Annotated in this window: 19 protein-coding genes; 13 read left to right on the top strand and 6 right to left on the bottom strand. The window is 32.2% G+C overall.

Going from position 1 to position 20,641, the window contains the following annotated elements; genetic code table 11:
- Window positions 1-138 precede the first annotated feature (138 nt).
- The 8 genes from ACS3UD_RS05775 (at window position 139) to ACS3UD_RS05740 (ending at window position 8,355) form a co-directional block, all read left to right on the top strand.
- Entirely contained in the window at window positions 139-1,077 is a 939-nt protein-coding gene (locus ACS3UD_RS05775; protein WP_308137382.1) for a hypothetical protein, read from the top strand.
- A gap of 139 nt (window positions 1,078-1,216) precedes the next feature.
- Window positions 1,217-2,626 carry an MBOAT family O-acyltransferase gene (locus tag ACS3UD_RS05770; protein ID WP_440977739.1) on the top strand — a complete coding sequence of 470 codons (1,410 nt, stop codon included), beginning with the start codon at window positions 1,217-1,219 and terminating at the stop codon, window positions 2,624-2,626.
- A gap of 12 nt (window positions 2,627-2,638) precedes the next feature.
- Window positions 2,639-3,886: a DHHW family protein gene (locus tag ACS3UD_RS05765; protein ID WP_308137384.1), complete on the top strand. Its 1,248-nt coding sequence runs from the start codon at window positions 2,639-2,641 to the stop codon at window positions 3,884-3,886.
- A gap of 157 nt (window positions 3,887-4,043) precedes the next feature.
- Complete coding sequence (locus tag ACS3UD_RS05760; RefSeq protein WP_308137385.1) at window positions 4,044-4,799, top strand: acyl-CoA dehydratase activase; 756 nt, start codon at window positions 4,044-4,046, stop codon at window positions 4,797-4,799.
- Between the two features lie 11 nt (window positions 4,800-4,810).
- Window positions 4,811-5,887 (top strand): 2-hydroxyacyl-CoA dehydratase family protein, encoded by a 1,077-nt coding sequence (locus tag ACS3UD_RS05755; protein WP_308137386.1) that lies wholly within the window; start codon window positions 4,811-4,813, stop codon window positions 5,885-5,887.
- Window positions 5,888-6,042: 155 nt separating this feature from the next.
- Window positions 6,043-7,329 carry a double-cubane-cluster-containing anaerobic reductase gene (locus tag ACS3UD_RS05750; RefSeq protein ID WP_308137387.1) on the top strand — a complete coding sequence of 429 codons (1,287 nt, stop codon included), beginning with the start codon at window positions 6,043-6,045 and terminating at the stop codon, window positions 7,327-7,329.
- Window positions 7,330-7,340: 11 nt separating this feature from the next.
- Window positions 7,341-7,607 carry a DUF3343 domain-containing protein gene (locus ACS3UD_RS05745; RefSeq protein WP_213924515.1) on the top strand — a complete coding sequence of 89 codons (267 nt, stop codon included), beginning with the start codon at window positions 7,341-7,343 and terminating at the stop codon, window positions 7,605-7,607.
- Between the two features lie 265 nt (window positions 7,608-7,872).
- Window positions 7,873-8,355: a hypothetical protein gene (locus ACS3UD_RS05740; RefSeq protein WP_308137388.1), complete on the top strand. Its 483-nt coding sequence runs from the start codon at window positions 7,873-7,875 to the stop codon at window positions 8,353-8,355.
- A 115-nt stretch (window positions 8,356-8,470) separates the two neighbouring features.
- On the opposite strand, the gene ACS3UD_RS05735 is transcribed toward ACS3UD_RS05740, so the two are convergent.
- Window positions 8,471-9,889, bottom strand: a complete 1,419-nt coding sequence (locus ACS3UD_RS05735) for a methyl-accepting chemotaxis protein (protein WP_308137389.1) — start codon at window positions 9,887-9,889, stop codon at window positions 8,471-8,473.
- A 237-nt stretch (window positions 9,890-10,126) separates the two neighbouring features.
- Between ACS3UD_RS05735 and ACS3UD_RS05730 the strand changes: the two genes are divergently transcribed.
- From ACS3UD_RS05730 to ACS3UD_RS05715, 4 genes are all read left to right on the top strand, one after another.
- The gene (locus ACS3UD_RS05730) at window positions 10,127-10,258 is read left to right on the top strand and encodes a hypothetical protein (protein WP_308137390.1); all 132 of its coding nucleotides are present in this window, start codon (window positions 10,127-10,129) and stop codon (window positions 10,256-10,258) included.
- 358 nt (window positions 10,259-10,616) lie between these two features.
- On the top strand, window positions 10,617-11,036 hold the full coding sequence (locus ACS3UD_RS05725; protein WP_308137391.1) for an ankyrin repeat domain-containing protein: 420 nt from the start codon (window positions 10,617-10,619) through the stop codon (window positions 11,034-11,036).
- A 1,154-nt stretch (window positions 11,037-12,190) separates the two neighbouring features.
- Window positions 12,191-13,744: an ASKHA domain-containing protein gene (locus ACS3UD_RS05720; protein WP_308137392.1), complete on the top strand. Its 1,554-nt coding sequence runs from the start codon at window positions 12,191-12,193 to the stop codon at window positions 13,742-13,744.
- A gap of 57 nt (window positions 13,745-13,801) precedes the next feature.
- A complete protein-coding gene (locus ACS3UD_RS05715) occupies window positions 13,802-14,770 on the top strand; it encodes a tyrosine recombinase XerC (protein WP_308137393.1) in 969 nt (322 codons plus the stop codon).
- A gap of 95 nt (window positions 14,771-14,865) precedes the next feature.
- Here the strand turns inward: ACS3UD_RS05715 and yneA are convergent, their stop codons facing one another.
- Entirely contained in the window at window positions 14,866-15,171 is a 306-nt protein-coding gene (gene yneA / locus ACS3UD_RS05710) for a cell division suppressor protein YneA (RefSeq protein ID WP_308137394.1), read from the bottom strand.
- Between the two features lie 140 nt (window positions 15,172-15,311).
- On the opposite strand from yneA, the gene lexA reads away from it, so the two are divergent.
- Window positions 15,312-15,935 (top strand): transcriptional repressor LexA, encoded by a 624-nt coding sequence (gene lexA / locus ACS3UD_RS05705; RefSeq protein WP_308137395.1) that lies wholly within the window; start codon window positions 15,312-15,314, stop codon window positions 15,933-15,935.
- A 252-nt stretch (window positions 15,936-16,187) separates the two neighbouring features.
- Here lexA and ACS3UD_RS05700 read toward each other — a convergent pair whose 3' ends face one another.
- Genes ACS3UD_RS05700 through mutL form a run of 4 tightly spaced genes read right to left on the bottom strand, consistent with a single transcriptional unit; the run spans window position 16,188 to window position 20,638 of the window.
- Entirely contained in the window at window positions 16,188-17,492 is a 1,305-nt protein-coding gene (locus tag ACS3UD_RS05700; RefSeq protein WP_308137396.1) for a methionine gamma-lyase family protein, read from the bottom strand.
- Window position 17,493: 1 nt separating this feature from the next.
- Window positions 17,494-17,730: an RNA chaperone Hfq gene (gene hfq, locus ACS3UD_RS05695; protein WP_213924504.1), complete on the bottom strand. Its 237-nt coding sequence runs from the start codon at window positions 17,728-17,730 to the stop codon at window positions 17,494-17,496.
- 1 nt (window position 17,731) lies between these two features.
- Window positions 17,732-18,676 carry a tRNA (adenosine(37)-N6)-dimethylallyltransferase MiaA gene (gene miaA / locus ACS3UD_RS05690; RefSeq protein ID WP_308137397.1) on the bottom strand — a complete coding sequence of 315 codons (945 nt, stop codon included), beginning with the start codon at window positions 18,674-18,676 and terminating at the stop codon, window positions 17,732-17,734.
- An 18-nt stretch (window positions 18,677-18,694) separates the two neighbouring features.
- Window positions 18,695-20,638: a DNA mismatch repair endonuclease MutL gene (gene mutL / locus ACS3UD_RS05685; RefSeq protein WP_308137398.1), complete on the bottom strand. Its 1,944-nt coding sequence runs from the start codon at window positions 20,636-20,638 to the stop codon at window positions 18,695-18,697.
- Window positions 20,639-20,641 lie beyond the last annotated feature (3 nt).

Here is a 20,641-nt window from a genome sequence, read left to right as displayed (position 1 = left end):
ATAAGTATAAAAAAACGTTAGTATAATTTCATCTGTGGATGTAATAGTTGCGGCTCTTATTTGTTATCATGCTAATATACGCGTTAATACCAAATATTGAATTTAAGAAAAAGGATTAATCATATTTAGGAGGGAAATATGTATAGCGAATTAAATGAAAAAATGGAAAAGGCCCAAAAAGGTATGAACAGGCTAAAAAAAATAGATTCAATGTTAAAAGAGTTAAAAGATGAACGTAACCAACTTAAAAAAAAGGAAACCGAATTAAAAAGCATATTAGTAAAAGAAAATGATGATGTAGAAAAATTAAATAAAAAAGGACTTGCTTCTATTTTCTATTCCGTGGTAGGTAAATTGGATGATAAACTTGAAGAAGAGCAAAGAGAAGCGATTGCAGCGAAATTAAAACATAATCAGGCATTGACGGATTTAGAAAATGTTGAGTATGAAATTTCCAAGCTTTCTCAGGAAAGAACGGAGTACATGGATTGTAAAAGCCAGTATAACTCTCTGTATGAACAGAAAAAAGAGATGTTATTAAGATCTGACGAGAACACAGCTAAAAGTATACTTGATATATCTAGCCGCCTGAATGATTCAAGGAACAGGCTTGCAGAGCTTAAGGAAGCTGTAGACGCCGGAAATAATGCTATAAGATGTCTCGATAAGGCGCTTAGCAGCTTGCGAAGTGCAGAGGGATGGGGAACATGGGATTTATTAGGCGGAGGGTTGATTGCGGATTTAGCAAAGCATTCAAAACTGGATGATACTAAAAGAGAAGTTGAGGAAGCTCAAGTACAGCTTAGAAAATTTAAAACTGAGCTTACAGATGTAAAAATAAATTCAGATATTCATATAGATACAGATGGTTTTGCTAAATTTGCGGATTTCTTTTTTGACGGCTTGATTTCAGATTGGTTTATGCAGTCAAAAATAAGGAATTCCTATGAAAGTGTATCAGCAGTAAAAAATCATGCTGAGGATATTGTTATTAAGCTTAAAAAAATAGAATTGTCGGAAAAAGAGTTGATTAATAGTCTAAATGTTGAATTAGAAAATCTGATTATGAAACCATAAGAAGATTGCTAATAATAATTATATGTCGAAAATTAGCATAAAGGTATAGAGGAAATAATATATTGTGCTATTTTAGAATAAGTGGTATATTATTAACTGTGTCTAACAATAGCGTGACATCAGGAGGATGAATTTGTAAATGTTATTTTCTAGTTTGGTTTTTTTATATTTGTTTTTTCCGCTAAATTTATTGTTTTATTTTATAAGCAAAAATAATGTCTACAGAAATATAGTATTACTCGGATTTTCTTTGTTTTTCTATGCATGGGGCGAGCCGGTTTTTTTATTTGCTTTGCTTATGAGCGCTGTAGTTAATTATTTTTTTGCACTAATGATTGATAAAAACAAGGGGACATATAAAAGCAAGGTTGCATTGTATCTGGCGGTTATTATTGATTTATCTATGATAGGCGTATTTAAATATTATAATTTCTTTGTCAGCAATATAAACTTTTTACTAAAAACCAGTATAGGTTTTAGCTCCATAGGGCTGCCTATAGGGATTTCATTTTATACGTTTCAAATTATTTCATACGTAGTTGATGTTTACAGGCAGGAAGTACCAGCTCAGAATAAATTTTACAAGCTTCTTTTATATATGTCTATGTATCATCAATTGATTGCGGGTCCAATAGTCAGGTATAAGGATATAGCAAATGAAATAGACAATCGTATAATAACACCGACTAACTTCAGTTATGGAATTAATAGATTTATTATAGGATTATTAAAAAAGATAATAATTGCTAATTCTGCAGGCGAAGTAGCGACTATGTTTCTCGATGGAAATATAAACGAAGTATCTATTATGGGTGCATGGTTTGGAATAATTATGTATACTATTCAAATTTACTTTGATTTTTCTGGATATTCCGATATGGCAATAGGCCTTGGAAGAATGTTTGGATTTACCTACAAGGAGAATTTCAATTATCCATATATAGCAAAAAGCGTACAAGATTTCTGGAGAAGATGGCATATATCATTAAGCTCATTTTTCAGGGATTATGTTTATATACCTCTTGGAGGAAACAGAAAATACTTCATCCGGAACGTAATTATTGTCTGGATGCTTACAGGATTTTGGCACGGAGCTAGCTGGAATTTTATTATGTGGGGAATATATTATGGATTTTTCTTATTATTGGAAAGAAAATTCTTGTATAAAGTTTTGAATAAAATTCCTACATTTCTATCACATATTTATTTGATGCTCATTGTCATTATAGGATGGGTATTCTTCTATTTTATAGATATAACAAGAGCAATACAGTTTATTGGGGTTCTATTTGGTTACGGCAATAATCCGTTGTACGATGTTAAATTTGAAATGGAATTTTTCAATAACATAGTATTTTTAATATTTGCGATAATATTAAGCACACCTGCATTTAGCAAATTATTTAAAAGGATTTGTGATATGCTCGCAATAAATAATTACAACCCTTCAAAATTAATGGTTGTTGCATTTAATGCACTAATTTTGATCGTAAGCACCATATTACTTATTGGACAAACATATAATCCGTTTTTATATTTCAGGTTTTAAAAAGAGGTAATTATGAACAGAAATAATAATATGTCATATATAAATATAATTATTTTTATATCCTTAATTTATGTGATTTCCATATTAAACATTACATCTCCGAAGGATGCTGCTGTTTCTCAGACAGAAAATAGGACTTTGGCTCAAAGACCAGATTTTAACACCACGGATCTTTTCTCTGGAAAATATTTTAGCGATTTTGAAAAATATTTTGCTGATCATTTTTATCACAGGGAGCAATTGGTACAGATAAATAATGATTTATCATATTTAAAGGGAATTAAAAGAAATGAAGAGGCTTCAATAGTAGCTTTTGACGGTCAAAATGTAGGTGGCAATGAAACTTCGGACAATAATAATGTTGAAGCGTCTACTAAGGGAAATCTTCTGATACTTAATGATACTGTTATGGAGTTATATAAATTTAATGAAGATAAAAGCAAATCTTATGCAGATATGATTGCAACAGTTAGCAACAAACTGGGCAAAGATGTGAAGGTTTATTCTCTGCTGGCTCCCATACAGGTTGAGTTTTTAAAAAATGAAAAATATAAAAATTTATCCGATTCTCAGATAGATGCAATCGAATTTGTAAATAGCAATTTACAGGATGGAATTATTCCTGTGGACGCATATCATCCAATAAAGGAGCACATTGACGAATATGTATATTTCCGTACTGATCATCATTGGACAGCCCTTGGTGCATACTATGGATATACAGGATTTGCAAAAGCAGCAGGATTAGAAGCAGTATCACTAAAAGACTATCAGGTTGGAGAAGCTTCGGGCTACCTGGGACATATATCAACTGTCAACCCTTCTGAAACTGTAAACAGCAACCCGGATGACGTGGTTTATTACGAACCACCTGTTGATACTGATATGACTGTGTATTACTATGATAAAGATACAGGTGAAAAAAAGTCCTACAAAGGCAAGGTTATAAATAAGTCATATGCGAAATTAGACCAGAAGTATGGTGTATTTATAGGAGGAGATTTTCCCCTTGGGGTCATAAAAACCAGTGCTAAGTCGGATAAAAAAATCATGGTTATTAAAGACTCATATGGAAATGCATTTATCCCTTTTCTTACACCTCATTACAGTGAAATTTATGTAATTGATCCGAGACATTACAAGGAAAGCATAGTTGATTTGGTTGAAGAAAACAACATTGGAGAGGTTCTGTTTTTAAATTATGTATTAACGACTAATTTTGAAAATTTCATAGACAGCGTTTTAAACTTAACAGAATAAGTTTTACGATTTTATATTCAACTAATTGCGGCTGCTCAGTATAGGCCGCTTTTTATATGCATAATTTACGAAGTAGACTTTGTTGCATTTATCTTCTGTGAATGCTAAAATAGAAATTGAGTTTAAATGAGAGAAAATAAAACATAAGGAGCATACTATGTATCGTGTTGGAATAGATATAGGTTCTGCTGCTGCAAAAGTGATTGTAATGCCTGAAAATGGAAGCGGAATACTGTATAATTTGCTCATGCCTACAGGGTGGAGCAGCAAGGAAACTGCATTAAACATTAAAAACTGGCTTGAGGAAAGAAACGTAACATCAGATAATTCTCATATAACAGCTACAGGATACGGAAGGGTATCGGTGCCATTTGCCAATAAGGTAGTAACTGAAATAACCTGCCACGGCAGAGGAGCCTATTATTTAAACGGAAAGGACTGTACTGTGATAGATATAGGCGGACAGGATACAAAGATAATTGCTGTTAAAGACGGAATGGTGACGAATTTTATTATGAACGATAAATGTTCTGCAGGTACAGGCAGGTTCTTGGAAATAATGGCTAATACACTTGGGGTTACACTTACGGAAATTTTTGATCTGGCAGAGAAGGGCAGCGAAGTTTCTATAAGCTCAATGTGTACGGTATTTGCAGAGTCAGAGGTTATAAGCCTTATAGGAAATGGAAGGCCTAAAGAGGATATAGCTTGGGGCGTAGTTAATTCAATTGTAAATAAGGTATATACTTTAAGCACAAAATTGAATTCAGATAATGACAGCTTCTTTTTGACAGGAGGTTTCTGTGAGAGCGGTTATATGTGCGATCAGCTAGGGAAAAAACTTAAAAAAGTTGTTAGTTCTAACAATATGGCGCGTTATGCCGGAGCTGTAGGCGCAGCACTTTCAAAATAGGTGGCATTGTAATGAGTGATAATTTGCGCTTTCAATTGGAAGAATTCAAAGATATGAGGCATAATGCTTTTATAGCTGCCCTTGAGCTTAAAAATGCAGGAAAAAACATTGCAGGAATTTATGGTGTTAATGTGCCGAGAGAACTGCTATGGGCAATGGATATTATTCCTATAAACATTTTTGGAATTGACGGGTCAAATATTAAAGCGGCAGAAAAAGTTCTTGATAAGAACTTATGTTCTGTTATAAAATCAAGCTATGGATATGTAATTACTGATAAGTGTCCATTTTCTCATTTTGCTGATATTGTAGTAGGCACTAATTATTGTCCTGATAAAGAATCCATGCTGCACATGCTTGAAGATATTAAACCTGTGTACATAATAAAAGAGAAAAAAGATGTAGGTGATTTAGCTCTTGAATATAAAAAATTCGGAAATTATTTGCAGCAAAAATTTAACACTGCGATTAATAAAGACAAGTTCCTATATGTAATAAATAAAACTAATGAAATAAGTAAACTTATTATTGAGATTACAAATATTTATATGACACACCCGAACATATTGTCAGCAGGTGATTTAATAAGCATAGTCTACGGAAGTCAGTTTATTTTTAATTTGGACGAGCGCTTAAATAAGCTCTACAATTTAAAGAAAAGCCTCATTGAATTTGCAGTTGAACAGGAAACGGTAAATGCATCTAAAGTATTAATAACAGGAGCACCAATGGCTCCGTTAAATGAAGAAATATTTGAACCAATGAGAGCTCTTAAAAATGCCATAGTTGTATTTTCACAATGCGAAGGTGAGAACTACTGCATTGCTGATTATGACAAAAATATTTATTATACTCTTGCCAAGAAATATTTATTTGAAAACAGCTTGGAATACACGAAAAAAATCATTGAAAAATACAATATAGCTGTATTGGTAGAAGCCGCTGCAAGGGGATGCTACGTTCATAATGAATGCTGTGAGGCTTCGGGTCTCCCTTGCCTGAAAATTACCGTTGATTATGACAAAACTGAAGAAGACAATATTATAAGACTTAAGGAATTTATATCAGATCATAACAATATTGACTGAATTATAACTGCATTGAATGATTTTTAAAAAACAATAAAACTTTTTTATAGGTAAGCGTATTTGTATAAGTTTGTGTTTCTTGTAATTACAAGAAACTTGAACTATAATTTAATTGGATTGTTAAAAAAATAATTATACTATATGGAGGTTTTATAATGGCAGATTATAAAGAAATGTGGAAGAACCTGGATATGAACCTGGAATTGCATGATCAGTTGTGTGAAGTGTTACCGGTTGCATTTGGAGATGTTTACTTAACTCAGGAAAACCGACCGGAATCTATGGATTATTATAACTTAGTAGTGTCCGAAATTCATGGAATCCGTCCTGCAGAGCTTATTGAACACCAGAAAAAGGGTGGAAAAGTCCTAGGAACATTCTGTGTATACGTTCCGGATGAAATCGTTTTTGCTGCAGACGCCATAGCTACAGGATTATGCGGAGGATCTCAGTTTTGGGTTCCTGGAGGAGAGAAAGTATTGCCTACAAGCACATGTCCTTTGATAAAAGCATCGGTAGGTGCACGCCTTGATAAAACATGTCCATTCTTTAGAATAGCAGATATGTATGTAGGGGAAACAACCTGTGACGGAAAGAAAAAAGCATGGGAAATACTTGCAGAAGATGTTCCTATTCATGTGATGGATCTGCCTCAAATGAAACGTCCAAAAGATATAGCTGCTTGGGCGGATGAAATAAAAGTATTTTTAGATAAGGTTGAAGAAATTACAGGCAACAAAGTAACTCCTGAAAAACTGGCTGCGGCAATAAAACTTATCAATGATAAGAGACGAGCATTGGAGAGATTGTATGCTTGCAGAAAAAATGAAAATCTACCTATAAGCGGCAAGGATGTTCTTTTAATATCGCAAATAGCATTCTATGATGATCCAACACGTTTCACAACAATGACAAACAAGCTTTGCGATGAATTGGATAAAAGGGTTGCCGAAAACGTTAGTGTATTTCCGGCAGGAACAAAGAGAATAATGCTTACCGGAACACCGTTGGCAATTCCTAACTGGAAACTGCACCACATAGTAGAAACAAGCGGAGCTTCTGTTGTAGTTGAAGAAATGTGTACAGGCACTAGATACTTTGAAAACCTTGTAGACGAAACAAAATCTACGCTTGATGAACAAATATCAGCATTAGCTGACAGATACATGGGAATTAACTGCGCATGCTTCACTCCAAATGAAGGAAGAGTAAAAGATATACTTCGACTTGCTGAGGAATATGATGTTGACGGAATAATAGATGTTAATCTGAAATTCTGCAGTCTGTATGACACAGAAGGGTACAAGGTAGAAAGAGCAATAAAAGAAGCAGGAATTCCTGTTCTCGGAATAGAAACAGATTATACAGATCAGGATGCAGAACAGTTAAAAACAAGAATAGGTGCTTTCATAGAAATGCTGGGAAGCAGGCAGAATGCATAAAAGGAGGAACAATGACGGCAGAAATTGAATATTATGTGATTTTTCCAAATGTTGATAACGGGCTTAAGCTTAACGAACTGTTGAAGGCTGAAAAAATTTCTGTCACAATAGCTCCGACACCTAGAGAAGCTACCAAGTGTTGCGGTATTTCTCTGCTTATCAAGAATAAAAATGATATACCGACTGTGAAAAAAATAATAGAGGATAATAATGTAGAAATTTTAAAAATTTTTGAAACAGTCAATAGAAGAGATCCCATGAGAAATAAATTTTGCTAGGCAATAGTGATTGTTTAGAACCTTAATATTAATTTTGCAGCAGCTGTGCTTAGAACAGGAATAAGAGCAGCTGCTTATTTTATTGTACAAAGTAAAATTGAAAAATGTAACAAAATGAAATTAAAATTATTTAATTGAGAAAATATATATGAGCAACTTCTATATAATAACAAAAAACCTTTCATATATAATTGCATTCATCCCTATAATTGCATATAATGCATAATGAAAGCAATATCAAAGATTTGTGTGGGAGGAGTATTAATTGAGTTCATATAAAATTAAAAAATATTATAATAAAAATAGAACACACAGAAATTTCGATACGCATAAAGATGCGCACAAAAATGAAGTTCCTGTTAACCGTGAATTTGGATACATTGAAATTTATATAACTAAGAATCTTGGTACAGAAGCTGCTACTGATTCGGAATTAACAATTTATGTAACTAATAATGGAGATAAGATTCCGGTAACTGTTTTGTCACCTACACAAAACCCAACATTAATTAAACTTCCGATTGCACACCCATCTGGAGCGCTAGTTGAGGGGCCAGAATATTTGTTCACTCCATATAATTTAACAATAGAAAGCGAAGGGTATTATAGAGTTATAACACAAAATATCCGCCTGTTTCCGAATATAAAATCTACTTTTTTTTATAACCTGAATGAAATTGTGGCAGGTGAACCCAATCGTGAAGAGATAACAGTAATACCTGCACATCCCAGGGATATAGTACCATAACACAAAAAAATGACACCTTTGATGAGTTTTGTCATCAAGGTGCCGGCATTTATTAAGAAGAAAAATTTTGAGATTTAGTAATGAAAAATAAAGTTTTTTCATATTTATTAAATTATTAAAAAACTGATTCATTTGAAGAATTCATTTCTTTTGTAACATTAATCATTTGCTCAAGTATTTCAATAATTTTATCTGAAAGTTCTTCCGCTTTTAGAACGGAGGAATCAGCTCCGGTTTGATCATTATTATTAATATAGCTGATAACAGAGTCGCCTGTCTTATGAAGGTCATGATGTAGAAGCTCAATTCTTTCCCATAATTCTGACAGCTTTTCTGATGAAGGCTTGACAGAATAATAAAAATGTCCAAAACCACATTTGTGCTCATCTGTTTGAATTGGAATAATTTGCATTTTGTCTGCCATCTTTTTAACATTAACTATCCAAGCTTTATGAGCATTTATTGCATTTCTTACTGTTTCAATAAAGTCTTCATTTGAAAGGCCGCAAATTTTACTGTTAACCATCTCGCCGGAAGTTAATGCAAGCTCGCTAACAGTATTTTCAATTTTTAGCATGGAAGCCGAGACTTCGTTTATGGAATTGCTTATAATATTAAGTTCTTCTGCAGATTCAGAAAGGTTTTGTATATCATTGTTTATAGACTCTAAAGCTGAAGATGACTCCTGGAGAGAAGAATTAATATTATTACTGGTTTGGGCTATATCAGAAATTCGATTTGCGATTTGCCCTGTAGAACGTGTGCTTTCATCCATGGATGCGGAGACTGTATCTATGCTTCCGCTTACTTTGCCGATAGAATTAAGAGTTTTTGAAACACTGTCGTTGCTTCTGTTTGAAGCGTTATTTACTTCCACAAGCAATTCATCTATGTTTGATGTAAGTTTTCTTGTTGTCTCAGAAAGCATTCTGATTTCTTCTGCTACAACAGCAAATCCTTTACCTGCTTCTCCTGCTCTTGCAGCTTCTATCGACGCATTCAGTGATAAAAGATTTGTATGATCTGATATATCGTTTATACTTCTCACAGATTCGTTAATTTTACTTATAACATTTAAAAGGTCATGTACACTTTGTTCCATATCTTTGGAGAAAGCCATCATTTCAACATTTTCTGCTTTTATACTGTCAAGAATTTCATTGCTTTTTATAGTTGTTTGATTCAGAGACACTATATCTTCTGAAATCTGGCCTATAGTTTGAGACAGCTCCGTATTTGCATCTATAATTTGAGCTGTGGAAGTTGAAATTTCTTCAGAAGAAGAAGCAACTTTTGAGAACATTTCGCTTAATTTGTCAGATGAATTTTTAATCTTATTGCCAAAAAAAGAAAGCCGAAGATCAAAATCACTTATCATAGTTGCAATATTAAAAACTCCTTTAAACACATAGGCGGCCTTTTTATTTGAGCTTAGCTCAGTTGAGCCTTTGGTTGATTTATCCTGCTTATTTTTCAGGTTCGATTTTCCTGAATTAATTGTATTATCCTTTAATATTCCTTTAAAAAATGACATTAATTCATCTCCTTTATGTATGTAATAAAATAGCAAGTCTAGCACTATATGGCCATTACTAATATATCATTGCTGCATGAAAGTTACAACAATTTTTGACAAAAAATTTATTTTTGATTTTTCGGTTAAATTAATATTAGAATATTGTTGGTATAAGTAATGGAAGATTATAGTAGTAATTCTGTTAGTAATATAATATAATACAAATTAAGAAATTAAGTATTTCGATAAAGGAGAATGATTAAATTGGATAATAAAAAATGCATTATTTGCGAAAAGTATAATAAGGGTGTTGACATAGTTTACCAAGATTCTTCGGTATCAATAAGTCATATGGTAAGACACACAGATAAATCGGATAATTATTAGGTTATTACATGGTAGAGAGTAAAATCTTTTGATTTTATTATGGGAAAATATTATATTTCAGTATATAATAGTAATACTAGACAAACTATAAAAGATTTGTTTGAATATGCACAGAATCCTAAAGTAGGTCCTAATGCAGGATGGGCACGACGTCATAAAGCTTATGCATGCATAATAGTGTTTCAAAACAGTCGGGTTGAAAAATTGCATAAAAGTTTTAAAAATTTATAATTGTAAATTAACACCTGCAATATTTGGGGGTTGAGTCCCAAAAACCAACCTTTATCTATTGCAGTTAAATAAACACTTTAAGAGTTTCTAAAGTACTAATAATAAAAAGGGAGGGGAGGTGGTAATCGTGTTTAAGAAAAGTTTAATAATCGTATCGTCACTCTTAATATTTGTAGTTTTGTTTGGTTGCTCTACAAAGGGAAAAAATGATAATGCACAACCTGATGAACTGCAAAAAGTTGCAACAACAGAAAATGATAGTGCTAAATATACTGTTGATGAATTATCAAATGCAATATTATCAAATGATACGGAAAAAGTCAGTAAGATTATTCAAAGCAAAACTGTTGATATTAATCAAAAAAATTCTGATGGTAAATATCCAATAGAAATAGTGTTTGTTATGAATAACTGTGAAATGGCTGAAAAGCTATTAGATGCAGGTGCAAACCCGCAAGTTGTTACATCAAACGGTGAAACGGTATATGACATAGCAGTGAATAAGGGCAATAAGACATTAAAGGCAATATTTGAAAAATATAAATAGCCTATTGTGAGAAGTTAAGGAAATCGTAAGTATTATAATGGATACAATTATGAAGATAACAGCGGTGGAATATTTAAATCTAACATTGACGATACTAATAAGCAGCAAATTTAAAGAGTATTACGAGAGTAGAAGATAGCAATGAATCAATATAGTTAAAGAAAAATTAATTTAAAGATTTCCAAAGGTGGATTGAAACTGTCCATTTAAAAGCATATAATCAAAAGAAAAAAATCTTTTTGAACAACTTATTCTAAAAGATGCTTAAATGTGTTAAAATGCAAATTATGCCTTGTAAATGAATTTGATTATTTTTTTAAATTATTTATTTGGTTTTAGCATGTTTTTATTAAAATGTAATTGCGTATATTAAAAAGTAGAAATCAAAATAGACTATAATAATTAATGAGTAATAGAATATGCTATAATTGTAGATTATTTTGCAAAAATCCGTGCATAAGCTAAATTATTATAGAAAGATAGTGGAATTTTATGTCGCAAAATATCTATTTTGCGACATAAAGTATTTTTTGAACAGAGGGGAGGCCTTAAAAACACTGATTTTGATTATGAATTCAATTTTTTAATTTATTTTTCATTATAACTTTTTTAGCTATGCACATTTTAATTTTGATACTAATTTAATTTTCATATTGGCATAAATAAGTTTGGCGGTAGATTATTTTATAAGTTTTGGTATTAAATTGATTATTATTGATTATTATTGCAATTTACAACATCGATAGAAATTTTGCGGCATATTCTTTTATCGATAAATTTCACCTCCAAAAACAAGGCTTTAAATTGCGTTTTAACGAAAGTTATTTTTATTATTGACTATTTATACCTGCGAATTTTTGCATTTATTTTAATATTATGAAATCTCATTTTTTTATTTATATGGACTACTTATTTTATATGAACTACTGTCAATATTATTGCTTGCTGTTAAATTTCAAATGATAAATTAAAATATGGAATTGTGTCTATTGTAGGTTATTTTAATAGTGACTATTGCAGGTTGCCATAATGTGCAATAATGGCTCTTGTATTTTTCTCTATTTAACTATATAATAGTTTTGCGACATTTTATATATTTGTGTATACTCCTCTATCTAGTGCTTAATATATTTAATAAAGAAAGAGAGATTTGAATGATTTATAATATTAAAAATAAAACTAAAAAAATATTAATCTCTAAATTATTACAGCAGAATAATATTAACTTTCCTCTACCCTGCGGCGGTAATCATACCTGCGGTAAATGTAAGATTAAGGTTAATGGTGAGCTCTCCTCTATTTCTGATTCTGAAAGAAAACTTTTAACTAAAGAAGAAGTTGAAACCGGAATAAGATTAGCCTGTATGACAACTGCCTATTCTGATATTGAAGTTGATATTGATGATTTGAAATCCTTTAAGATTTTAGATTATGGAATTGCGGATAACTTTATAGCTGATTCTTTTCTTTCAAATTCAGAATATGGTCTAGCAATAGATATAGGAACAACCACTGTAGTTGCCTGCTTGTTAAAAGGAAGTAAAAATGAATTTCTTTCTGTAAAAAGTGAATTAAATATGCAGAGTATCTATGGTGCAGACGTTATTTCCAGGATAACATATTTAATCAACCATTCTAATTTAGAAGTAACTCAAACTATAGTATCGCAAATCAATAAAATGATTGAAACATTAACAAAAGAAAATAGCATTGGAACTAAGGATATAAAGTACGTTACAATAACGGGGAATACTGCTATGATGCATTTTTTTACAGGCATGAACCCTAAGGGTATTGCTTATTATCCTTTTACCCCTGAAAGTTTATTTGGAGATTACATAGATAATGATTTCGGACTTAATTTGCCGAATGAATGTAAAATTTATATACCGTACTGCATTAGTGCGTATATTGGCGCGGATTTAATGTGTTGTATTCTTTCAAGCAATGTTATTGACCATATGGATACTTACTTTATTGTAGATATAGGGACAAACGGTGAAATGGCGCTTTATAGAGATGGGACAATCAGTTGCTGCTCAACTGCCGCCGGTCCTGCTTTTGAAGGTGCAAATATTAAATTCGGTATGACAGCTTCAGATGGTGCTATATTTAAGGTATATTATGAACGGCGTTATGATTCAATACAGTTTGAAACAATTAATAATGTTCAGGCAGAAGGAATCTGCGGTTCAGGCATAGTAGATGCGTTGGCTGTTTTTTTAGATTTAAATATAATTGACTATACCGGAAGAATTTTAGCTGACGGCCACAGATTTACAAAAAATATTATTTATAATAATGATGAGATTTGTTTTAAATTTGATGATGCTGATGTTTATATAACTCAGAATGACGTAAGGCAGATGCAGCTGGCAAAAGGTGCCATAGCGGCGGGCATTGAAACTTTACTTTTTGAGAATAATGTTAAAGAAAATGATGTTAAAAGATTTTTCATTTGTGGAGGATTCGGAACATATTTAGACTTAAATTCTTCTGTAAAAATAGGGCTTTTGCCAAAACGTGTTATTGACAGAGCTATGTTATTGGGAAATGGGGCCTTAGCAGGGGCTGCACGCATAATTCTGGACAAAAGCAGCATTGAGAAAATCAACTTTATTAAAAACATGTGCAGTCATATTGAGTTGTCGTCAAATGAAGCTTTTATGAATAAATATATAAATCATATGAATTTTCATCAGTGGTAACTTACGTATTTTTATAAAAATTAAATTCACATAAATACTATTTTAATTGGAGGAAATATGTATATAGATTACAGCAGGCTGTGCCCTGCTCCCATGAGCGATTTTTTAGAGTACATGCTGTCTATTAAAGGAAGATCTGAAAAGACGGTAAGTGAATATTTTCTGGATCTCAGAACTTTTTATCGCTTCATGGCGTTACGGTACAAATTATGCTCTGAAAGCGATGAGTTTAATGATATAGATATTAATGTTATAACACTTGATGTTTTGAAAAAAATAAGCATCATGGATTTGCACGCTTTTGTGGGTTTCATAGACAGAGAGAGAAACAATTCAAATAGGACAAAGGCAAGGAAAATAGCGTGCCTCAGATCTTTTTTTAAATATTTATATTCCATAGTTAAACTTATTCCTTCGAATCCTGCAGTAGATTTGGAGACTCCTAAAAAAAATAGCAGGCTTCCTGTAGCTCTTACATTGGACGAATCAAAAAGCATGCTATCATCTATTAAGGGATCAAATGAAAAACGAGATTATGCGATAATAATTTTATTTTTAAACTGTGGATTGCGTCTTTCAGAGCTTATCGGCATAAATATTGATAAAATTAAGGGAGATACGCTGACTGTGGTTGGAAAAGGAAACAAGGAACGAACAATATATTTGAATGACATTTGTATAAAAGCAATTGAAGATTATCTTGCTGTCCGTCCTGACGCAAAGCCTGGGCACGAAAATGCTTTATTTATAAGCAACCGCAGAACTAGGTTCACTCAAAGAGGCGTGCAACATATGGTTGAAAAATATTTAGCAGAGTCAGGGTTGTCAGGTATGCATTATTCTCCGCATAAGTTGCGCCATACTGCAGCAACACTAATGTACCAATATGGTCATGTTGACATTCGTACTCTTCAAGAACTCCTTGGACACGAAAGTGTCTCCACAACTCAGATTTATACTCATATTGATAAAAAACAACTTCGCGATGCCGTTAAAATTAATCCTTTGAATGATGAAACTACATAGTTAATTTATCATAACATTAAATAATAAATGCACCATTAAGGTGCATTTATTATGATAAAAACACTAAGATTGGAGTAACTGGCATTTTGCCAGCATTACCTGCTTAGAGGGATTTTTATTATGTCGCCGGGATATATGGAGGCATTTTCAATATTATTAACTTTTGATATTTCATAAATAACCTGCCTTATTTCTTTATTATCGGCGTAATTAGATGCTATGGACCAAAGTGTATCTCCATTTGTAATCTCTATGTAATCATATTGAGGTATATCTTTTGAATATGCATTTAACGTAGCGCATGATGCAAAAACTAAGATGCTTATAAATAATATTGATATGAACATAAATCTTTTGAATTTTTTTATATCGGTTACCTTGTATTTATTTAATATTATCATAGTTCACCTCGAACATATTTTCTATTTACATTTTAGCAGAACATAAGTTCGATGTCAACATATATTTTGCCATTCTCAAACAAATGTTTGATTTATTTGGTATTGTATGTTAAAATGTATAAAAACAAAGAGGTGAAGCTATGAATTTTGAAGGCTTAAGTGATAAGCAAATTAAAATATTAAAATACATAAAAAATGAACTGAACCTGAGGGGCTATCCTCCATCCATACGTGAAATATGTAAAGCTGTAGGTTTGAGTTCCACTTCTTCCGTGCACGCACATCTTAATACATTAGAAGAAAAAGGATATATAAAAAAAGGAAATAATAAGCGAAGAGCTTTAGAGCTGATAGACGTTGATGATATATGCTCCAACATGCCTAAAAAAGAAGTAATAAATGTTCCTATAATAGGAACCGTAACAGCAGGACAACCTATACTTGCCGTTGAAAATGTTGATGACTCCCTACCTATTTCGATTGATTTTGTTGGCAACAAAGAATCTTTTGTATTAAAGGTGAAGGGTGAAAGTATGATTGAAGCTGGAATATTAAACGGCGATTTTGTTGTAGTTAATTCTCAAAATGTTGCAAATAACGGAGAGATTGTTGTTGCTCTCATTGATGATGAGGCAACTGTAAAAACATTTTATAAAGAAAAGGATCATATAAGACTTCAGCCACAAAACAGTCTGATGGATCCAATATTAGTTAAAGAAGCTCATATTCTTGGGGTTGTTAAGGCAGTAGTAAGAAAATACTAATAAATAAAGAAGATAAGCTGCAAAAAAGCTTATCTTTTTTTAAAATAACATAAACAATCTTTTCATAATTTCATTCATTTTAAATTGACATAAATTCACCTGCCTTTAAGTAATTTTAGTTTAAAATTTGTATATAAAATAGCAAAGGCGCATAAGTATTAAACTTATAGCGCCTTTGCTATTTTATATTTTCATATAATAATGCATAAAATTATATTTGTCAATAGATTTTAGAAATTTTATTTTAAGTTTTTATAAATTTGCAGTTATTTTTTCCTTAATATCTTCATATTCCATAAGTTTTTGGAGACATATCATTGCTCCAAGCTTTGCGTGGTCATAAAACAGGCCTCCCTGAATATAAACAATATATGGCGGCCTTATGGGCGCGTCTGCGCTCAATTCAATTGATGAGCCTGACACAAAAGCACCGGATGCCATTATAACCTTGTTCGTATATCCGGGCATATCCCATGGAACCGGTGATACGTGAGAATCAACAGGAGATGCAGCTTGTATCGCTTCGCAAATTTTTACTACCATGTCTTCATTATTAAACTTAATTGCTTGAATTATATCGCTTCTGCTATCATCTCGGGATGGTGTAACTTCAAACCCCAATGAGCTGAATAATTCGCCAAAAAGCACAGCACCTTTCAAGGCTTCTGATACTATGTGCGGTGCGAAAAAAAGCCCCTGTAGAGTATTTCTGGTTGTTCCATATGTAAGACCTATTTCCCTACCGACTCCCGGCGCTGTCAAACGATTTGCAATCCTATCGATTACAGTCTTTTTGCCGACTACATACCCACCGGACAAAGCAATGCCTCCTCCCGGATTTTTAATCAGCGAACCTACTACTACGTCTGCACCAATATCTGACGGTTCAATTTTGTCAATAAATTCACCATAGCAGTTATCTACCATAATTAAAATATCTGGATAAACATTTCTTATTTGTTCTATGGCATTTTTAATCTTTTCCAGTGAAAGAGCCGGTCTAAAACTGTATCCTGTTGATCTTTGAATCATTAAAAGTTTTGTTTTCAGGCTTATTTCTTTTAGTGTACCTTCCCAATCTATATCATTGTTATAGAGAGGAACTTCTTTATAGATAACACCTGCCTCCTTCAAATTACAAGGCTCGTTTCCTTCTTCTCCAAGCACTGTAAGCATTGTGTCATATGGGCGCCCTGATATTGCTATTACTTCGTCTCCAAAGCCCAGCAATGACGAAAGTGTCAGATACAAAGCATGGGTTCCGGATGCAATTGACGGCCTTACCAGCGCATCTTCTGTGTTAAAAACAGATGCAAATATTTTTTCTGCCTTTTCCCTGCCCGGGTCATCATAACCATAGCCTGTATTCCAATAGAAGTTAGTGTAGTCAAGCTTATGCTCCTGCATTGCGCTGATTACTTTGTACTGGTTGTATTCTCTTGTTTGTTCAATTTTTTCAAAATATTGTTTTTTAACTACTTGTTCAATTTTCTCAACATAGTCAAAAACAGGTTTGCTTACGCCAAATTGTTTACATAATATATTTTCTGTCAACATTTTACTCCTCTATTGTCTCATTACTAAATAATCTAACCTTTTTAAAAGGCAGTATAGATGTTATTGAATGCTTATAAACAAGCTGCTGTCCTTTTTCAGTCTCAACAAATACAACATAATTGTCAAAGCCTATAACTGTTCCGATAAGTTTATATCCGTTGTTTAAAAAAATTGTAATGGTTATTTTTTCTTTTCTCACATTGTTTAAAAACGAATCCTGTAAATTAATAGTGTTCATTTTATCCTCCTAATATTAAAGGTTTTATATGTTCAAAAATATCATTTATAGTCATGTCTATTTCATCAGCATCGGCAATGTCAAACCATTTTACATTGCTGTCTCTTAAAAACCAGGTGTATTGCCTTTTAGCAAACCTTCTGGTGTTTCGTTTAAGTATATTTAACGCTTCATCTAAATTTGAATTTCCGTCAAGATAGTCTATTATTTCCTTATATCCTATTCCCCGCATGGATACTAGGTTTTTATGGTATCCCTTGCTCAGCAAATCTATAACCTCATCAATTAATCCTTGTGCAATCATTTTATCTACACGATGATTTATTCTATCATACAGAATTTTTCTATCCATACTCAGTCCAACAAGAATACATTCATACTTGCTGCTGGGTTTTCTTATATCAGTATTAAGTTCTGAGAATTTAGTACCAGTTAAATCATAGACTTCTAGAGCTCTTATAACCCTTTTTACATTATTTTTATGTATTTTTGCTGCTGCCTCCGGATCAATTTTCTGAAGCTTTTCATATAGGGCTTCCTGTCCATGCTCCATGTGATAATAGTTATAGTAATCTCTCAATTTCTTATTAGATTTTGCATTTCCGAAATCCAAGTCATATATAAGAGAATTAACATACAATCCGCTTCCGCCTACTATGATAGGCATCTTGCTGTTTAAATGCATCTCATCGATTATTTTTTCTGAATCCGTTTTAAAATCAGATACTGAATAGTTTACATCAGGTGTCACAATGTCAATCATGTGATGTTTTATTCCCTGCATCTCACTCACATTGATTTTAGCTGTACCTATGTCCATTCCTTTGTAAATCTGCATTGAATCGGCGGATACTATTTCAGCATCTAATCTTTTTGCCAGTTCAATAGATACATATGTTTTCCCTACAGCAGTAGGTCCTACAATAACTATTATTTTATTATCCATTTATTTAGCTTTCCTTTATTAATTTTGTATTCTTTCAAATAATTTTTCTATTTCATACTTGGTCATTTTTATTATTACGGGACGCCCGTGAGGGCATGTGTAAGGATTTTCGGTCTTATTCAGTTCATTCATAAGAGCATTTACTTCTTGAATATGAAGTTTATCACCTGCTTTCACCGATTTAACACATGCATTTTTTATGATTTTATCCAGTTCAAGATCCACTTTTGTATGGTTAACATTTTTTAGTGAATCCAGTATTGTATAGAAAATTTCTCTTATATTTGTATCCTTAAATATAATCGGTATGTTATTTATAATTACAGAATTAGCGCCAAAATTTTCTACGGAAAAACCAAGTTTTTTAAATGTTTCGTTATTATTTGCCGCAATATGATAGTCTTCATATGACAAATTAATTACTTCAGGTATCAGCATTTCCTGTTTTAAAATTTTTTGTGAATTAAATTGATTTAAAAATTTTTCGTAATTGATTCTTTCATGAGCTGCATGCTGGTCTATCATATACATTTCTGTTTTTTCGTAATTTTCACATATTATGTATGTATTCATTAAAATACCTACGATTGTCAGCTCTGGAAATTTGCGCCCGTCTTTTTTTATTTCAATGAAGCTTTGCTGTACAGGTTCCTGGGTTTCTTCGTTATTATCTGTGGAAGTTTCTTTATCGTCAAGGGTTTCTCCTAAACTGTTAGGAATTTTCTTTTTTTCCTCTGATGTTTCAATTTCTATTGCCTCTTCAAATATGTTTGAAGAATTGCCTTCATTAAGGTTTATTTCAGTAAGTTTTATATTACTGTAATCCTCGGAACTTATTTTTTCAGGAAAATCACTCTTATTATGGTTAGCAGAATAATCATTCTTATTTTCAAATATTGAAGAATGAGATTTATAGTCATTGTTTGACGTATAATCACGCACTATTGTTTCCATTTTAACTTCTTTAATTATATTATTTGAATGAAGGGTTCCGAATATTGCTCTTTTTAGCTCATTTAGTGTAAAATCTTCATTACGAAATCTAATTTCTGTCTTTGCCGGATGAACATTAACGTCAACCATTTCAGGGTCTATTTCTATGTTTAAAAAACATGCAGGATATTTATTTTTTGGAAGAAGCGTGTTGTAGGCAGCTTCTATAAAATAACTCATTCTTTTATGCTTTATATATCTTCCGTTCACAAATACTATCTGTAGTTTTCTGTTGCCTCTGTAATAATTCAGATTTGTTGTAAAACCTGTAATTTTAAGTGTGCTGCTCTCATATTCTACCTTAAGAAGAGAAGTGTATAAATCTCTTTCATACAGGCTCGATATTGTATTTAAAAAATTATCGGTTTTTGGTGTCCTAAAGGCAACATTATTATTGTTAATGTACTTAAAAGAAATATTTTTTTTGCTTAATGCAAGAGACACGACTATTTCATTTATTTTTGAGCTTTCTGCCGCGTCGCTCTTTAAAAACTTTTTCCTTGCGGGAATATTATAAAAAAGTTCTTTTACTGTAATTGTTGTGCCAACCGGGCATCCTATATCCTCTTTTGATATAATATTTCCACCATCAATTGTTATTTTTGTTCCAAGCAAGTCATCAGCCGTTCGGGTAATCATCTCAACAATCGATACAGCCGCAATGCTTGCTAAAGCTTCGCCGCGGAATCCTAATGTGTTAAGGGTGTTTAAATCATCTGAAGAGATAATTTTACTTGTACAATGCCTTTTAAAAGCAACTTCAACTTGCTTATTTTCTATTCCTTTTCCGTTATCTGTTACTCGTATCAGACTTTTACCGCCGTTTTTTACTTCAACTATTACTTCGTCAGCTCCGGCATCTATGGAATTTTCAACTAATTCTTTAACTATTGATCTAGGACTTTCAATAACTTCACCAGCAGCTATTTTATTTATTGTTTCATTATCCAATAAATGAATTTCAGACATATG

It is taken from the genome of Sedimentibacter sp. LTW-03, from assembly GCF_052059825.1.
Classification (GTDB): Bacteria; Bacillota; Clostridia; order Tissierellales; family Sedimentibacteraceae; genus Sedimentibacter.
Note: the sequence above shows the minus strand (reverse complement) of the source record. Positions and strands in the feature narration are given on the sequence as shown.

What these genes read in the sequence shown, in the direction of transcription:
- ACS3UD_RS05755 (WP_308137386.1), top strand. Translation starts at nt 4,811, where the DNA reads ATGAGTGATAATTTGCGCTTTCAATTGGAAGAATTCAAAGATATGAGG.
- ACS3UD_RS05765 (WP_308137384.1), top strand. Translation starts at nt 2,639, where the DNA reads ATGAACAGAAATAATAATATGTCATATATAAATATAATTATTTTTATA.
- miaA (WP_308137397.1), bottom strand. Translation starts at nt 18,676, where the DNA reads ATGGATAATAAAATAATAGTTATTGTAGGACCTACTGCTGTAGGGAAA.
- mutL (WP_308137398.1), bottom strand. Translation starts at nt 20,638, where the DNA reads ATGTCTGAAATTCATTTATTGGATAATGAAACAATAAATAAAATAGCT.
- ACS3UD_RS05770 (WP_440977739.1), top strand. Translation starts at nt 1,217, where the DNA reads ATGTTATTTTCTAGTTTGGTTTTTTTATATTTGTTTTTTCCGCTAAAT.
- ACS3UD_RS05700 (WP_308137396.1), bottom strand. Translation starts at nt 17,492, where the DNA reads ATGTTGACAGAAAATATATTATGTAAACAATTTGGCGTAAGCAAACCT.
- ACS3UD_RS05730 (WP_308137390.1), top strand. Translation starts at nt 10,127, where the DNA reads ATGATTAAATTGGATAATAAAAAATGCATTATTTGCGAAAAGTATAAT.
- ACS3UD_RS05775 (WP_308137382.1), top strand. Translation starts at nt 139, where the DNA reads ATGTATAGCGAATTAAATGAAAAAATGGAAAAGGCCCAAAAAGGTATG.
- yneA (WP_308137394.1), bottom strand. Translation starts at nt 15,171, where the DNA reads ATGATAATATTAAATAAATACAAGGTAACCGATATAAAAAAATTCAAA.
- ACS3UD_RS05735 (WP_308137389.1), bottom strand. Translation starts at nt 9,889, where the DNA reads ATGTCATTTTTTAAAGGAATATTAAAGGATAATACAATTAATTCAGGA.
- ACS3UD_RS05745 (WP_213924515.1), top strand. Translation starts at nt 7,341, where the DNA reads ATGACGGCAGAAATTGAATATTATGTGATTTTTCCAAATGTTGATAAC.
- ACS3UD_RS05760 (WP_308137385.1), top strand. Translation starts at nt 4,044, where the DNA reads ATGTATCGTGTTGGAATAGATATAGGTTCTGCTGCTGCAAAAGTGATT.
- ACS3UD_RS05750 (WP_308137387.1), top strand. Translation starts at nt 6,043, where the DNA reads ATGGCAGATTATAAAGAAATGTGGAAGAACCTGGATATGAACCTGGAA.
- hfq (WP_213924504.1), bottom strand. Translation starts at nt 17,730, where the DNA reads ATGAACACTATTAATTTACAGGATTCGTTTTTAAACAATGTGAGAAAA.
- ACS3UD_RS05715 (WP_308137393.1), top strand. Translation starts at nt 13,802, where the DNA reads ATGTATATAGATTACAGCAGGCTGTGCCCTGCTCCCATGAGCGATTTT.
- lexA (WP_308137395.1), top strand. Translation starts at nt 15,312, where the DNA reads ATGAATTTTGAAGGCTTAAGTGATAAGCAAATTAAAATATTAAAATAC.
- ACS3UD_RS05720 (WP_308137392.1), top strand. Translation starts at nt 12,191, where the DNA reads ATGATTTATAATATTAAAAATAAAACTAAAAAAATATTAATCTCTAAA.